Origin of the sequence: Roseomonas sp. FDAARGOS_362, from assembly GCF_002754815.1 — a bacterium.
Taxonomy (GTDB): Bacteria; Pseudomonadota; Alphaproteobacteria; order Acetobacterales; family Acetobacteraceae; genus Roseomonas; species Roseomonas mucosa.
In genome coordinates this window covers 872133-887352 of record NZ_CP024588.1, presented here as the reverse complement: position 1 = coordinate 887352, position 15220 = coordinate 872133, and the positions used below count along the sequence as shown (strand labels likewise).

12 protein-coding genes are annotated in these 15220 nt (G+C 71.3%); 8 read left to right on the top strand and 4 right to left on the bottom strand.

Annotated features, from left to right (window positions below):
• Positions 1 to 30: 30 nt before the first annotated feature.
• On the bottom strand, positions 31 to 3498 hold the full coding sequence (gene mfd, locus CTJ15_RS08935) for a transcription-repair coupling factor (RefSeq protein WP_075822722.1): 3468 nt from the start codon (positions 3496 to 3498) through the stop codon (positions 31 to 33).
• Entirely contained in the window at positions 3495 to 3857 is a 363-nt protein-coding gene (locus CTJ15_RS08930; protein ID WP_037250002.1) for a succinate dehydrogenase assembly factor 2, read from the bottom strand. The genes mfd and CTJ15_RS08930 overlap by 4 nt, the downstream gene beginning before the upstream one ends.
• Before the next feature lie 134 nt (positions 3858 to 3991).
• Here CTJ15_RS08930 and recG point away from each other — a divergent pair, with 134 nt between their 5' ends.
• Positions 3992 to 6079, top strand: coding sequence for an ATP-dependent DNA helicase RecG (gene recG / locus CTJ15_RS08925; protein ID WP_019459828.1), 2088 nt, complete (start codon positions 3992 to 3994; stop codon positions 6077 to 6079).
• Positions 6080 to 6083: 4 nt separating this feature from the next.
• Here recG and CTJ15_RS08920 read toward each other — a convergent pair whose 3' ends face one another.
• Entirely contained in the window at positions 6084 to 7703 is a 1620-nt protein-coding gene (locus tag CTJ15_RS08920; RefSeq protein ID WP_019459827.1) for a M10 family metallopeptidase, read from the bottom strand.
• Between the two features lie 248 nt (positions 7704 to 7951).
• Between CTJ15_RS08920 and CTJ15_RS08915 the strand changes: the two genes are divergently transcribed.
• The 7 genes from CTJ15_RS08915 (at position 7952) to CTJ15_RS08885 (ending at position 14184) form a co-directional block, all read left to right on the top strand.
• Positions 7952 to 8185, top strand: a complete 234-nt coding sequence (locus tag CTJ15_RS08915; RefSeq protein ID WP_019459826.1) for a hypothetical protein — start codon at positions 7952 to 7954, stop codon at positions 8183 to 8185.
• 121 nt (positions 8186 to 8306) lie between these two features.
• Positions 8307 to 9068: an ABC transporter ATP-binding protein gene (locus CTJ15_RS08910; RefSeq protein ID WP_075822381.1), complete on the top strand. Its 762-nt coding sequence runs from the start codon at positions 8307 to 8309 to the stop codon at positions 9066 to 9068.
• Entirely contained in the window at positions 9068 to 9799 is a 732-nt protein-coding gene (locus CTJ15_RS08905) for an ABC transporter permease (RefSeq protein ID WP_019459824.1), read from the top strand. Before CTJ15_RS08910 ends, CTJ15_RS08905 begins: the two co-directional genes overlap by 1 nt.
• 3 nt (positions 9800 to 9802) lie before the next feature.
• The gene (locus CTJ15_RS08900; protein ID WP_083755483.1) at positions 9803 to 11776 is read left to right on the top strand and encodes a Gldg family protein; all 1974 of its coding nucleotides are present in this window, start codon (positions 9803 to 9805) and stop codon (positions 11774 to 11776) included.
• An 11-nt stretch (positions 11777 to 11787) separates the two neighbouring features.
• The gene (locus CTJ15_RS08895) at positions 11788 to 12855 is read left to right on the top strand and encodes a DUF4340 domain-containing protein (protein ID WP_075822380.1); all 1068 of its coding nucleotides are present in this window, start codon (positions 11788 to 11790) and stop codon (positions 12853 to 12855) included.
• The gene (locus CTJ15_RS08890; RefSeq protein ID WP_019459821.1) at positions 12852 to 13292 is read left to right on the top strand and encodes an NUDIX hydrolase; all 441 of its coding nucleotides are present in this window, start codon (positions 12852 to 12854) and stop codon (positions 13290 to 13292) included. Before CTJ15_RS08895 ends, CTJ15_RS08890 begins: the two co-directional genes overlap by 4 nt.
• A 70-nt stretch (positions 13293 to 13362) precedes the next feature.
• Positions 13363 to 14184 (top strand): hypothetical protein, encoded by an 822-nt coding sequence (locus CTJ15_RS08885; protein WP_058390543.1) that lies wholly within the window; start codon positions 13363 to 13365, stop codon positions 14182 to 14184.
• A gap of 13 nt (positions 14185 to 14197) precedes the next feature.
• Here CTJ15_RS08885 and msrP read toward each other — a convergent pair whose 3' ends face one another.
• Entirely contained in the window at positions 14198 to 15154 is a 957-nt protein-coding gene (msrP, locus tag CTJ15_RS08880) for a protein-methionine-sulfoxide reductase catalytic subunit MsrP (RefSeq protein WP_075822379.1), read from the bottom strand.
• Between the last annotated feature and the right edge of the window lie 66 nt (positions 15155 to 15220).

The following is a 15220-nucleotide window of genomic DNA, read 5'->3' as shown; positions in this document are numbered from 1 at the left end:
CTGACAGCCGGGACGCGCGGGCCGCCACCCTCAGCCGGGCTTGACCTCCTCCAGCACGCGGACCAGCGCGCCCAGGATGCTCCTGGCGGCCTTCACCCGGGCCGGCAGGTCCATCTCCCGCACCAGGGCCAGCTTGTGGTCGGGCCGCAGCTTCACGGCGCCTTTCTGCGAGGCCACCCAGTTCACCAGCCCGCCCGGATTGGCGAAGCGGTTCCTGCGGAAGGCGAGCACCACGCCCTTGGGCCCGGCATCCAGCTTCTCCACCCCGGCCTCACGGCAGAGGCGCTTGATGGAGACGACCTGGAGCAGGTTCTCCACCTCCGGCGGCAGCGGCCCGAAGCGGTCCACCAGCTCCGCCGCCATCGCCTCCATCTCGGCCTCGGAGGCCAGGGTGCCGATCCGGCGATAGAGGCCGAGCCGGACGGGCAGGTCGCGCACATAGGCGTCGGGGATCAGAACCGGCAGGCCGAGATTGATGTTCGGCGTCCAGTCGGTGTCCTCCTCCCCGTCCCGCCGCCGCTTGCCCTTGGCGCGGTTGCGGACGTCCTGCACCGCGTCCTCCAGCATCTGCTGGTAGAGCTCGATGCCGACCTCGCGGATCTGGCCCGACTGCTCCTGGCCCAGCAGGTTGCCGGCGCCGCGGATATCCAGGTCGTGGCTGGCCAGGGTGAAGCCGGCGCCCAGGTTGTCCAGGGTCTGCATCACCTCCAGCCGCTTCTGCGAGGCGGCGGAGAGCCGGTGCGCCGGGGGCCAGGTGAGATAGGCATAGCCCCGGTGCTTGCCGCGCCCGACCCGCCCCCGCAGCTGGTAGAGCTGCGCCAGCCCGAACATGTCGGCGCGGTGGATCACCAGCGTGTTCACCGCCGGCATGTCCAGCCCGCTTTCCACGATGTTGGTGGCGAGCAGGATGTCGTACTTGCCGTCGCCGAACTCGGTCATCACCCGCTCCAGCTCGGTGGCGGAAAGCCGGCCATGCGCCTCGATCAGCCGTGCCTCAGGCACGATCTCGCGCAGCCGCTCGGCCATCTTCGGCAGGTCCTCCAGGCGCGGGCAGACACAGAAGATCTGCCCGCCGCGGAAGCGCTCGCGCTGGATCGCCTCGCGGATCACCACGCTGTCGAAGGGGGCGATGAAGGTCCGCACCGCCAGCCGGTCCACCGGCGGCGTGGCGATCACGCTCATCTCCCGCACGCCGGACAGCGCCAGCTGCAGCGTGCGCGGGATCGGCGTGGCGGTCAGCGTCAGCATGTGGACGTCGGTCTTGAGCGCCTTCAGCCGCTCCTTGTGGGCGACGCCGAAATGCTGCTCCTCGTCCACGATGACGAGGCCCAGATCGTCGAACTCGACCCCCTTGGCGAGTAGGGCGTGGGTGCCGATCACGATGTTGACCGTGCCGTCCTTCAGCCCCGCCCGGGCCTGCGCCGCCTCCTTCGTCGTGGCCAGGCGCGAGAGCTGGGCCACCTTCACCGGCAACCCCTCGAAGCGCCGGGCGAAGGTGCGGAAATGCTGCCGCGCCAGCAAGGTCGTCGGCACCACCACCGCGACCTGCGCGCCGGTCATCGCCACCAGGAAGGCCGCGCGCAGCGCCACCTCGGTCTTGCCGAAGCCGACATCGCCGCAGATCAGCCGGTCCATCGGCCGGCCGGAGGCGAGGTCCTCGACCACGTCGCCGATGGCGCGCTGCTGGTCCTCCGTCTCGGCGAAGGGGAAGCGGGCGCAGAATTCGTCCCAGGCCCCCTCGGGTGGGACGGCGGCCCTGCCCTCCTGCACCTGACGCTCGGCGGCGGTGCGGATCAGTTCCGCGGCCATGTCGCGGATGCGCTGCTTCGCCTTGGCCTTGCGGTTCTGCCAGGAGGCGCCGCCCAGCTTGTCCAGCGCCACCCCGGCGGTCTCGGAGCCGAAGCGGGTCAGGACCTCGATGTTCTCGACCGGCAGGAAGAGCCGGTCATTGCCGTCATAGACCAGCCGCAGGCAGTCATGCGGCGCACCGTTGACCTCGATGGTCACCAGCCCGTCATAGCGGCCGATGCCGTGGTCGGCATGGACCACCAGATCGCCCTCGGCGATCTCGGTGGCGTCGGCGATGAACTGGTCGGCCCGCTTGCGGCGGCGCGGCGGGCGGGCGATGCGCTCGCCCAGCAGGTCCTGCTCGCCGGTCAGCGCGATGCCGCCGGCGGTGAAGCCGCGCTCCACCCCCAGGATGGCCAGCGCCACCACCCCCTGGGGCAGGCGTTGCGCCGAGGGCCAGTTGCCGGTCGTCTCGGCGACCACACCGTTCTCGCGCAGCAGGTTCGCCAGCCGCTCTCGCGAGCCCCGGGTCCAGGCGGCGAGCACGGCGCGGCGACCCTGCGCCGCCATGGCCTCGGCGTGTTCCTTGTAGGCGGCGAAGACATTGCCACCGGAGGTCCGCACGTCGCTGAACAGCTTGCCCGGCCGGCCGCCGGCATCGGGGCCGTCCTCGGCGGTGAAGGGCGAGAAATGCGCCAGCGTGCCCTTCGAGAGCATGCGGTTCCAGCCGGCGCGGTCCAGGTAGAGCTTGCGCGGCGGCGCCGGGCGATAGGGCTGCTCGCCCTCGCGCGGCGGCAGGCGGCGGGCCTCGTAATGGTCCTGGATCATCTCCAGCCGGGCGTCGAGAACGTCCTCGGCCTGGTGGTCCAGGCTGACCTGGGCGCCGGGCGGCAGATAGTCCGGCAGGGTCTCCATGCTCTCGTGGAACAGGCCCGCCCAGTGCTCCATGCCCGGGTGGCGGCGGCCCGCCGAGACCGAGACGTAGAGCGGGTCCTCGGTCGCGGCCATGCCGAAGAGGTCGAGATACGCCGTCCGGAAATGCGCGATGGAATCCGGGTCGAGGAAGACCTCGCCCACCGGGCGGACCCAGAGCTCGGTCAGTGCCTCGGCGGAACGCTGGCTTTCCGGATCGAAGCGCCGCAGCCCCTCGATCTCGTCGCCGAAGAGGTCGAGCCGCACCGGCCCCGGCTCGCCCGCCGGATAGAGGTCGACGATGCCGCCGCGCACGGCGTATTCGCCCGGCTCCATGACCGTGCCGGTGCGGCCATAGCCATTGGCTTCCAGGAAAGCGGTCAGCCGCTCCGGCTCGACCCGTCCGCCCTTCTTCAACTGCAGCGTGGCACCCTCGAAGACCGCGCGCGGCGGGACCTTCTGCACCAGGGCGTTGACGGTGGTGAGCAGGATGCGTGGCTTGTCCCCGGGCTCCAGCAGCCGTGCCAGGGTCGCCACGCGCTCGGCCAGGATCTCCGGATTGGGCGAGACGCGGTCATAGGGCAGGCAGTCCCAGGCCGGGAAGCGCAGTACCTCGACATCCGGGGCGAAGAAGCCCAGCGCCTCGACCATCCGCATCATCCGCGCGTCGTCGCGACAGGCATGGAGGATGGGCCGGCCGCTCTCCGCCCGCTGACGGGCCAGCAGCAGCGCGTCGAACCCCTCCGGCGCCCCATGGACGGTGGCGCCGACGACCGGACGCTCCACCGTGGCGCTCAAGAGGCGCTGCCCTCCCCCTTGCCGAGGCCGCCGCGCATCTCGGCGGTCATCCCGGCGCCGCTGGCGGTGCATTCCCGGGCCATGCGTTCCAGCATCGGGGTGCGGACCTCCTCCGGGATGGGGCGGCGGCCGCTCAGCCAGTCCTGCATGTCCACGTCCAGGTGCTCCAGCACCGCCTCCAGCTCGTCCAGTTCCGCCTCGCCGAAGCCGGCGATGTTCCGGGCGACGAAATGCCCGACCATCAGGTCGGTCTCCCTGGTGCCCCGGTGCCAGGCACGGAAGAGCAGCCGCTTGCGCCGCGGATCGAGCGCCTGCGGCTCGGCTTCCTGCTGGGACTGCGCGTCGGGGGTATCGGACATCGGGAACATACCGGTTGGGTCGGGCGCCGCGTCCGGCCGGGACGGGGCCTCGTGGAACACAGCGGGAGAACGGCTTGGGCGGCCAAGGGTTCGCCCTTCGTTCGATCACTGCCATATAGAGGCCGACTTCCGCCATGTCAGCCCAGCCCCCGCACGAGCCCCCGCCACCCCTGCTCGCCCCCCTCGACACCCTGCCCGCGGCCCAGGCCAAGGCGCCCCGCCTGGCGGAGGCGGTAGGCGGTTCGCGGCTGATCGACCTGCTCTTCCACCTGCCCGAGCGGTACGTGGACCGGCGGCGCGTGACCTCGCTGGCCGAGGCGAATGACGGCGACGTGGCGACGCTGACCATCCATGTGACCGCCATCTCCGCCCCCGGCAGCCCCTCCCGCCCCTGGGTGCTGCGGGCGCGCTGCGAGGATTCGGTGCTGGAGATCGCCTGGTTCATCCGCGCCCGCTGGGTCGGCCCCTGGCTGCACCGGACCTTTCCCGAGGATTCCGTCCGCACGGTGTCCGGGCGGGTCCGCCGCTACGGCAACCGCTGGCAGATGGAGCCGCCGGATTTCGTCAGCCCGCCCGACGAGATCCCCGCCTTGCAGCCGATCTGGCCGCTGGTGAAGGGCCTCGCCGCGAAGGACGTGGCGAAGGCCATGGGGGCCGCCCTGCCGCTGCTGGCGGAGGTGCGGGACTGGGCCGATCCGGCAATCCTGAAGCGCCGCCGCTGGCCGGATTTCGCCGGGGCGGTCCATGGCCTCCAGGCGCCGGAGCGCATCCCCGGCCCCGAGGCGCTGGACCGGCTAGCCTATGACGAGCTGCTGGCCGGGCAGATCGCCATCGGCCTGGTCCGCCGCGCCGCGCAGACCCGGCCGGGCCGGATGCTGACCGGCGATGGTGGGTTGCGGGAGAAAGCGCTCGCCGCCTTCGGCCATCCGCCCACCGGCGCCCAGCGCCAGGCCATCGCGGAGATCGATGCCGACCTCGCCGCGCCCCGGCGGATGCTGCGGCTGCTCCAGGGCGACGTCGGCTCCGGCAAGACGCTGGTGGCGCTGATGGCCATGCTGCGGGCCGTCGAGGCCGGCGCCCAGGCCGCCATCATGGCGCCCACCGAGATCCTGGCGCGGCAGCATCTCCGCACCTTCTCCCGCCTCGCCGGGGCGGCGGGGGTGCAGGTGGCCCTCCTGGCCGGCAGCGTGAAGGGCAAGGAGCGGTCCCGCGTCCTGCTCGGCCTGGCCAGCGGCTCCATCCCCCTGGTGGTCGGTACCCACGCGCTGTTCCAGGAGAAGGTGGCCTTCCGCGACCTGGGCCTCGTGGTGGTGGACGAGCAGCACCGCTTCGGCGTGGCGCAGCGCCTCGCCCTGGCCGGCAAGGGGGAGGACACGGACATGCTGGTCATGACCGCCACCCCGATCCCCCGCACCCTGCTGCTGACCCAGTGGGGGGAGATGGCGGTCTCCCGCCTCGCCGAGCGTCCGGCCGGGCGCAAGCCGATCGTGACACGCATCATCTCCCGCGAGCGGCGGGAGGAGGTGGTGGCGGCGCTGCGCCGTGCCTTCGCGAAGGGGGACCGGGCCTACTGGGTGGTCCGCGCCGTGGAGGAAGGCGAGCACCACGACAATGTCGCCGCCGAGACCACCTTCGCGGCACTGCGCGAGATCTTCGGCGAGGAGGTCCGCCTCGCCCATGGCGCCCAGGCGCTGGACGTGCGGGAGGCAGCGCTGCGCGACTTCGCCTCCGGGCAGGCGAAGCTGCTGGTCGCCACCACCGTGATCGAGGTGGGCGTGGACGTGCCCGAGGCCACGATCATGATCATCGAGCAGGCGGAGCGCTTCGGCCTCGCCGCCCTGCACCAGCTCCGTGGCCGGGTCGGGCGCGGCGAGGCCCAGTCCTATTGCCTCCTGCTGCCCTCATCCGACCTCGTGGACGGGGAGAAGCGCCGCCTCGCCGTGCTGCGCGACACGGAGGACGGGTTCGTGATCGCGGACGAGGATCTCAACCACCGCGGCGGCGGCGACGCCCTCGGCACGCGGCAGGCGGGGCAGATGGGACGCCGCATGGTCGATCCGCAGCGCCACGGCAGCCTCGTCCGCATGGCGCACCAGGACGCCACCCTGTTGCTGGAACGCGACCCCAGCCTGGACCGCACCGAGCGCGGGCGGGCCGTGGCGCGCTGGCTGATGCCCTTCTTCGGCCATGACGTGACGCTGGAGCGGCTGGCGGCAGGATAGGGTTCTAGAGCAGGGCGTGGTCGCCCGCCATCTGGTGCGCCAGGAAGGCCCAGCCCTCCCGCCCATGCCCCGGCCCGTGGCAGGCCGGCGTCACGTCCTCCGCCGAGAGGAGATAGGCGCCCGTCTCGTCGCCAAGGCCATGCACGGCGAGGTCGTAGCTGCCGGACCAGCGCGCGGTAAAGGAAATCCGCGCCCCGTCCCCGCAGGCATCCGCGTCGGCGCGCAGGACATTCCCATGCGGGCCGAGCAGCTCCATCGCACCGCCGGGCAACCCGTCCTCCCGCGCGCTCCCCTGCAGCGTGAAGACATAGCGATGGCCGCGCTCCAGCCCGATGGCGAAGAGGTCCACATCCCCGGCCAGCTCGATATGGCCGGGCGCGGTTCCTCCCGCCGCCAGTTGGCCCAGCGGCAGACCCGTGTCGCAGGGCGTGTCGCGGTAGTCGTCGGAGGGCAGCAGGATGGCGGTGCCGTAGAGCAGCCCGTTGCCGAGGAAGCGCACCTGCTCCGTGTTCAGGATATGATCGGTGACACCGAGGCTCGTGACGGTGAAATCCGCCGCGTTGCCGGCGAACAGATAGTCGCCGGGCAACCCGTCCAGCAGCAGCGTATCCGTGCCCGGCCCGCCATCCAGCGTGTTCGCCGCCTGGTTGCCCTGCATCGCGTCGTCGCCCGAACCGCAGGCGGCGTTCTCGATCAGCGCCCGCGTGTCGCCATCCGGCAGCAGGGCATTGGCGATGTTGCCGACCGCCTGATGCCCGAAGCCGAGCTGGGCAAGCTGGTCCGCCGAGGTTACCGTCCACGCGCCGGGGCGCAGGTCCACGGAAACGCCCCGCGTATAGGCGGAAAGGTCGTAGGTGTCGTGGCCGCCGCCGTCCCAGACGGTCATGAAGACCCGGTTGGCGACGGGCGCCGTCTGGGCGGTGCCGTCGATGGAAAGCTGCCCGCTCGCCGGGTCCCAGCGATAGACCGTGTCGCCGGCACGGGTCGTGAAATCGACGCCGTACATGTGCTGGAGGGCCGCGATGTCGTAGAGCATCGGCGTCTGCGCATAGCCGGCATAGTCGTTGTAGTAGTAGTTGCCGTCGGCGCCCGGATAGCTCCGGTAGGTCATCACCGAGTATTCCATCGAATCGTGCCCAGGCGTCATCGCGCCGAAGACCGCGGTCTCCTGCCCGTGCTTCAGGCCGAGCGCGTGGCCGATCTCATGGATGAACGCGTGGTAGGCATAGGTTCCCGGCACGGGATCGCTGAACGTGCCATCGTTCCGGTACCAGGTGTCGCCGCCGGTATCCGCCGTGCTGGGATAGTAGCCCCAGGCCGTGGGCGTCGCCGAGGTCATGGCGAAGCGCAGATCCCCATGCTGCGTGGCCGTCTCGGCCAGTTCCGTGAAGTTCAGGTTGGCGATGCCGGCATAGAGGCCGAGGATCTCCCGCGCCATCGCCTGCTGCTGCGCGTTCAGCGGCAGGAAGCCCTGGCCGGGCTCGCCGCTGCCATAGAAGGTGCCGTAGTAGGCGGGATCGGTCGGGAAGCTGTAGGTCAACTGGCCCGTGGCCCATTGCCGGCCGATGAACAGGGCGTCCGTATCCTGGGCCCCCGTGGCCGTGGTCGTGACGATTCCGGGCATTACGCGGTAACTCCCTCACCTTGCCGATCCGCATCCTGCAGCCCCTGGCCGCACCTCGTGGCATCGGGAGGAGAAGCGGGGTCCGGGACCTCCGGGGATCATGCAGCGCGCCAGCGGCGATATCGATTCGATACGTAATCAAAACATCGTGGATGCCTGCCCGCCGTGGCCTTCCGGCAACCCTGGCGGTCCTGTTCCTTTCCGCCTATCCACCTCCCGCAGCCGAAAGACAGGACAGGGGTTCCCGCGTGAAGCAGGCCTATGCCACCACCGTCGCCTTCAACGTGACGGACCCGGACTCGCCCACCGGCGAGGAGATCCAGCGCTTCTCCCTTTCCATCGTCGTCGAGACCAATCCGAAGCGGGCCGAGCAGCGCGCGGCACAGAACGTGATGCGCCAGGAACAGGGGGCGCGCATCCGCAACGTCCTGGTCCTGCCATTGGACATCGCCCGCATCCAGGCGGAACTGGCCAAGCCCTGAAACGCCGCGGCCACCCGGTAACATCGTCACAATCCGAGACCGAGGGAGGGCCCTCCCGGCTCTTGCGCTCGCGACGCCGCGCACTAAACCCGGCGGCCACGAGTGGATTGAGGACGGGCCCTTGTCGAGCGATACCACTGCGCTGATCGAGATCGACCGGCTGACCAAGAGTTTCGGTGGCTTCACCGCCGTGAACGACGTCTCCTTCAATGTCGGGCGTGGCGAGGTTGTGGGCTTCCTCGGCCCCAACGGCGCCGGCAAGTCCACCACCATGAAGATGCTGGCCGGCTTCGTGACGCCCTCCGCCGGCACCGCCCGCATCCTGGGCGAGGACGTGGTGGACCGCCCGGTGCAGGCCAAGCGCCACCTGGGCTTCCTGCCCGAGGGCGCCCCCACCTATCCCGAGATGACCGTCACCGGCTTCCTGCGCTTCATCGCCCGGGTGCGCGGCTATTCCGGCGCCGAGGCGGGAGAGCGCGTGGCGCGGGCGATGCGCCTGACGACGCTGGAGGGCGTGCGCCTGCAGCCGATCGAGACGCTGTCCAAGGGCTTCAAGCGCCGCGTCGGCCTGGCCCAGGCGCTGCTGCATGACCCGCCGGTGCTGGTGCTGGACGAGCCGACCGACGGGCTCGACCCGAACCAGAAGCGCGAGGTGCGCGACCTTCTCGCCCGCATGGCGCCGGACAAGGCCATCGTCATCTCCACCCACCTGCTGGAGGAGGTCTCGGCCATCTGCACCCGCGCCGTGGTGATCGCGCGCGGGCGCGTGGTGGCGGACGAGACGCCCGCCCAGCTCGCCGCGCGGGGACCGGACCTGGACACCGTGTTCCGCGACCTGACCCTGCCTCCCCCTTCGGCACAGCCCGCCACCGAGGCCGCCTGATGCGCAACACCCTCGCCGTCGCCCGGCGTGAGCTGACCGGCTACTTCGCCACGCCGGTCGCCTATGTCTTCATCGTCATCTTCCTGGTGCTTTCCGGCACGCTGACCTTCACCCTCGGCGGCTTCTTCGACCGGGGCGTGGCCGACCTCTCGCCGTTCTTCCAGTTCGTCCCCTGGCTCTTCCTCTTCCTTGTCCCGGCGCTGACCATGCGCCTCTGGGCGGAGGAACGGCGGCTGGGTACGATCGAACTGCTGCTCACACTTCCGATCGCGCAGTGGCAGGCGGTTCTGGGCAAGTTCCTGGCGGCCTGGGTCTTCTGTGCCATCGCCCTGGCCCTGACCTTCCCGCTGGTGGTCACGGTCAATATCCTCGGCTCGCCCGACAACGGGGTGATCGCCACGGGCTATCTCGGCTGCCTGCTGGTGGCCGGGGCCTATCTGGCCGTCGGCGCGGCGGTCTCGGCGCTGACCAAGAACCAGGTGATCGCCTTCGTCCTCGCCGTGGCGGTCTGCTTCCTCTTCGCCGTGGCGGGCTCGCCCGTGCTGGGCACCTTCCTCGACCGCAACATCCCCGCGCTTTCCGACATCGCGCGCGGCCTCTCGGTCACGGAGCGGCTGCAGGCCTTCTCGCGCGGCGTCGTGTCGGCGCGCGACCTCGTCTTCTTCGCGACCTTCACCGGCTTCTGGCTCTTCGCGAATGCCGTGGCCGTGGACAACCGCAAGGCCGACTGACCCGTGAGCGACACGACCACCTCCCCTCGCGGCCCTCGCCCCGCCCGCCACCGGCTCTGGATCTCGCTCCTGGCGCTGGCCGCGGCGCTGGGCCTCGCCGTCGGGCTGAACCTGCTTTCCGACCGGCTGCTGCCGCGCGCCCGGCTCGACCTGACGCAGCAGCGCCTCTACACGCTCAGCACCGGCACCCGCAGCGTGCTGGCCGGGCTCAAGGACCCGATCACGCTGCGCCTCTTCTATTCCCGCCGGCTCGGCGCCACGGTGCCGCTCTACGGCGCCTATCACGACCGGGTCTGGGAGATGCTGCAGGAATACGTGGCGCTCTCCCATGGCAAGCTGCGGCTGGAGACCTTCGACCCGGAGCCCTTCAGCGAGACCGAGGACCGTGCCGTTGCCTATGGCCTCCAGGGCGTGCCGGTGGACCAGTCAGGGGAGCAGGTCTATTTCGGCCTCTCCGGCTCCAACCTGCTCGACGACGAGCGCAACATCCCCTTCTTCCAGCCGGACCGCGAGCGCTTCCTCGAATACGACCTGACGCGGCTGGTCTATGAGCTGTCCAACCCGCAGCGGCCGGTGGTGGGCGTCATGTCCTCCCTGCCGCTGAACGGCGATCCGCGCGCGATGATGATGCGCGTGGCCGGCGGCGGGCAGCCCTATGCGATCATGAACCAGCTCCGCCAGTTCTTCACCGTCCGCGACGTGCCGACCGACGCGCAGGTGATTGACCCGGCGGTCAAGGTGCTGATCGTGGCGCAGGCGCAGAACCTGAGCGACGCCACGCTCTATGCCATCGACCAGTTCGTCATGCGCGGCGGGCGGCTGCTGGCCATGACCGACCCGCACAGCGAGAGCCAGCTCACCCATCCCGGGCCGACCGGCCAGCCGCCGGCCAGCACCGCCTCGAACCTGGACAGGCTCTACAAGGCCTGGGGCATCGAGGCGCCGGAGGACAAGGTGGTGCTCGACCTGCGCGGCGCCTGGCGGGTGCGGAGCAGCAACCCGAACGACCGGGTGCAGGCGGTGGACTACCTCGCCTGGTTCAACCTCCAGGGCGACAGCCTGGACCGTGGCGACGCCGCGACGGCCGACCTGAACCAGGTGACGGTGGCCTCCGCCGGCGAGGTGCGGAAGGTCCCGGGTGCCAGCATCGACTTCACCCCGCTGCTGACCAGCTCCGGCCAATCCATGCTGGTGGATGCCGCCAGGGTGCGGCAGGCGCCGGACCCGGCCGCCCTGCTGGCGGGCTTCCAGGCGGATGGGCAGCGGCACGTGATCATGGCCCGGGTGCATGGCGTTCTGCACAGCGCCTTCCCCGGCGGGCCGCCCGCGCCGCCCCAGGGCGGGCAGCGCCCGGCGGATTTCCCGGCGCATCTGGCCGTGACGCGGGGGCCGGCCAACCTCGTGGTGGCCAATGATGCCGACATCCTGGAGGACCGCTTCTGGGTCCAGACCCAGGACTTCTTCGGCCAGCAGATGGCGACGCCCTTCAGCGACAACGGCGCGCTGATCGGCAACCTGGCGGAAACGCTGGCGGGCGGCGAGGCCCTGATCTCGCTCCGCTCCCGCGGCGAATCCCTGCGCCCCTTCACGGTGGTGGAAGACATGCAGGCCAGGGCGGAGGCACGCTACCGCCAGACCGAGCAGGAGCTGCAGAACCGGCTCCAGGCCACGGAGCGGCGGCTGCGCGAGCTGCGCCAGGGCACGCAGGGTGGCCCGCAGGCGCCGGGGACGGAGCACGGCGCCACCCAGGCGGTGATCACCCCCGCCCAGCGCGCCGAGATCGACAAGGCGCGCGAGGAGATCCTGGCGACGCGGCAGCAGCTCCGCGCCGTGCAGCTGGAGCTGCGGCGGGACATCGAGCGGCTGCAGACCTGGCTGAAGATCCTGAACATCGTCGCCGTGCCGGTGCTGCTCACCCTCTTCGCCATCGTGCTGGCGGTGCTGCGGTCGCGGCGCCGCGCCTCGGCCCGGGCCTGAGGAGGGACAGGATGCGACGTCGAACCCTGATCGGCCTGGGCGCCGCGGCGGCGGCCTCGATCGGTGCCGCCGTGGTGCTGACCCCGCGCGAGGCCGCGACGCCCGACCCGGACGATGCGCGGCTTGCCTTTCCCGGCCTGGCGGAGCGCCTCGCCGGGGCCACGAGGATCGAGCTGCGCCGGGCCGGCACCACCATGACCCTGACCCGGCGCGATCCCGAGACCTGGACCCTGCCGGAAAAGGACGACTACCCGGTGCGCTCCGAGCGCATCCGGGAGCTCCTGGTCGGGCTGACGGAGCTGCGCCTCGTGGAGCGTCGCACTGCCAGCCCGGAGCTCTTCGCCCGGCTGGGCGTGGACGATCCGGAGGACAAGGATTCCACCGCCATCCTGGTGCGGGTGCTGGACGCCGCCGGCGTGCCCATCGCCCAGGTGATCGCCGGGCACCGCCGCGTGCGCACCCAGGGCGGGGTGCCGGAAAGCATCTACCTGCGCTTTCCCGGCCAGAACCAGACCTGGCTGGCCGAGGGCCGCCTGCCGGTGGACACCGATCCTCAGCTCTGGATCGACCGGGACATCGCCAACCTGCCGCGCGACCGGGTGCTGCGGGTGATCGTTTCGCGCGGCGAGGCGCCGCTGGAGCTGCGGCGGGGCGATGCGCCGGACGCGCCGCTGCGCGTGGCGGTGCCCGCCGACACGGAGGGGCTGGACGAGAACGCGGTGAACGACGTGGCCGGGGCCTTCGAGTTCCTGACCTTCAGCGACGTGCTGCCGGAGGCGAAGCTCCAGGCCGATCCGGTGGGCGAGTCGCGCTTCACCCTGACCGACAACCTGGGCATCGCGGTGCGGGTCGGGCTGCAGGACGGGAATGTCTGGATCCGCCTGACCGCCACGGGCGACAGTGAGGCGGTGCGGCTGAACAGCCGCTGGCGCGGCTGGGCCTATCAGGTCGGCGCCTGGAAGGAGAAGGCCCTGGTGCCCCGCATCGAGGATCTGCGCCGCGAGGCACCCGTCCCCGCCCCGCCGGGCCAGTCGGAGCAGCCCGGGGTGCTGCCCCCTGCCCCACAGGCGGCCCCTTGAGCGCCCGCGAGTATCCGGACCGGCCCTGGGTCGGCATCGGCTGCGTGGTCCTGCGGGGCGAGGACGTGCTGCTCGTCCGCCGCGCCCGCCCGCCGCTCCAGGGCAGCTGGACCATCCCCGGCGGTGCGCAGTCGGTGGGGGAGACGATGGAGGAGACCGCGCGGCGCGAGCTGCGCGAGGAGGCCGGGATCGAGGTCGGCCCGCTGTCGATCGCCGTGGCGGTGGACGTGATCGACCGCGACGAGCAGGGCCGCGCCCGCTTCCACTACAGCATCCTCGATTTCTGCGCCCCCTGGCTTTCCGGCGAGCCCGTCCCCGGCGACGATGCCGCCGAGGCCCGCTTCTTCCGGCCGGAGGAACTGCCGGCGCTGGGCCTCTGGGCGGAGACCCTGCGCGCCATCGGGACGGCACGCGGGGTGCTGCGCGGGGCAAGCTGAGAGAAGACCCCCGTTCCGCTACGGGGCCCGGGCGTTAGAATGCCGCCGAACCGATGGGAAAACCGGGCCCGTGAACCGCCGCCAGCTCCTGCCCTTCGCCGGCCTCCTGCTGCCCGGCGCCGCCACCGCCGCGCCGCGCCGGGAGGCGGCTGCCCCGAAACCGCTGCCGGTGCTGCCCTCGCTGGATGCCGACGGCAAGGCCAGCCTCACCCCGGAAAAGCGCGCCCTGGTGGAGAAGGTCCGCACCTCCTGGCGCGCCGCCGATGGCCGCAGCGTGGAGCAGGTCGTGGCGACGGTCGGCGGGATGGTGCGCGGCTTCCGGGCCCTGGGCTTCCGGGCGGAAACGGGGTGGCCCGACCATACCGCGACGGTCGGCTTCCTCGGCGCGCCGGTGCTGGTCACGCTGGTGCTGTCGCATGACAAGGATGTCGGCTGGCACCTGCAGCCGGACGGGCGCTTCCAGATCGGGCCGGATGTCTTCCAGCTCGGTGCCCTGGCCTATGCGGTGAACTGGCTGCAGGAGGAGGAGGACCGGGGCGGCCCCGCCGGACGGGCAAGGCTGCGCGATCCGAGGAGCCTGGACTTCCTGGAGCCCGCTTCCGGAACCTCGCAGCGACGGCGCCTGGGCCCTTTGCTCGCCGAGGGCGGCTATGGCATCCGCGACCTCGCGGTACGCGCGGTGAGCCTGCCTCGCCCGGGCTTCACGGCGGGCTTCACGCTGCGTCCCCCGGCAGGCGCCGCCGCGCAGGGGGTGATGCGGCCCGTCTTCACCCGTCGCGCCGCCGACCTGGAGACCCAGCCACAGACCCTGTCCTGGGAGCCCGGCAATGATGACGCGCGGCAACTGGCGCAGCGCCCGCCCGGCGAATGGCGCTTCGCCGCGCCGGGATAAGCGGCGGGAGGGCTCAGGTGTAGAGCCGCTCGCCCTCCAGCCCCTTGTAAAGATCGGCAACGAACTCGCCATAGCCGTTGAAGATCCGCGTCGGCACGCGCTCGTTGCTGCCCAGAAGGCGCTCGGTGGCCTGAGACCAGCGCGGATGCGGCACCTCCGGGTTCACATTGGCCCAGAAGCCGTATTCGCTGCTCTGAAGCTGTTCCCAGAAGGAGACGGGGCGTTTGTCGGTGAAGGTGACCTTCACCACCGACTTCCCGGACTTGAAGCCGTATTTCCAGGGGAAGAGCACCCGGATCGGCCCGCCATTCTGCGGCGGCAGCGGCTTGCCGTACATGCCGGTGGCGACGAAGCCCAGCTCGTTCTGCGCTTCGGCCAGGGTGCAGCCCTCGATATAGGGCCAGGAATACCAGATCTGCCGCAGGCCCGGCATGACATCGGGCTGCTGCGCCGTTTCCAGGACGAGGTATTTCGCGCCGGATGTGGGCTGGGCGAGGCGCACGAATTCGGAAAGCGGGAAGCCCGTCCAGGGCACGGTCATGGCCCAGGTCTCGACGCAGCGGTGCCGCAGCACGCGCTCCTCCATCCGCACCTGCTTCAGCAGGTCCTCCAGCCCGATCTCCCGCGGCTGGGCGACCATGCCCTCGAAGCGGATGCTCCAGGGAGTCATCTTCAGCTTCCGGGCCGCCGAGACGACATCCTTGGAATCCCCGAACTCGTAGTAGTTGTTGTAGGTCGTCGCGTTGCGTTCCGGTGTCGTGGCCCGGCCCGGATCGAAGCGCGGGTCGGGGGTGAGCCCGCCCGGCGCGGCGCCGCCCTGCGCGAAGACCGGGCCGCCATGCAGCAGGCCCAGCCCGGCGGCCAGGCTGCCGCCGATGAGCCCAAGCCCCTTGCGCCGCCCGACCACCAGGACCTCGGGCGTCGCGGCACTTTCGGGAAGTTCCCAGCCACGGCGGGTGCGGACGAGCATCGGAAGTCTCCTGCGACCCGTCTCATCTCCGTATGCGGGGCCGGAACGTCAAGGGCGGTGGCCGAA

What these genes read in the sequence shown, in the direction of transcription:
- CTJ15_RS08905 (WP_019459824.1), top strand. Translation starts at nt 9,068, where the DNA reads ATGCGCAACACCCTCGCCGTCGCCCGGCGTGAGCTGACCGGCTACTTC.
- CTJ15_RS08920 (WP_019459827.1), bottom strand. Translation starts at nt 7,703, where the DNA reads ATGCCCGGAATCGTCACGACCACGGCCACGGGGGCCCAGGATACGGAC.
- CTJ15_RS08895 (WP_075822380.1), top strand. Translation starts at nt 11,788, where the DNA reads ATGCGACGTCGAACCCTGATCGGCCTGGGCGCCGCGGCGGCGGCCTCG.
- recG (WP_019459828.1), top strand. Translation starts at nt 3,992, where the DNA reads ATGTCAGCCCAGCCCCCGCACGAGCCCCCGCCACCCCTGCTCGCCCCC.
- CTJ15_RS08930 (WP_037250002.1), bottom strand. Translation starts at nt 3,857, where the DNA reads ATGTCCGATACCCCCGACGCGCAGTCCCAGCAGGAAGCCGAGCCGCAG.
- msrP (WP_075822379.1), bottom strand. Translation starts at nt 15,154, where the DNA reads ATGCTCGTCCGCACCCGCCGTGGCTGGGAACTTCCCGAAAGTGCCGCG.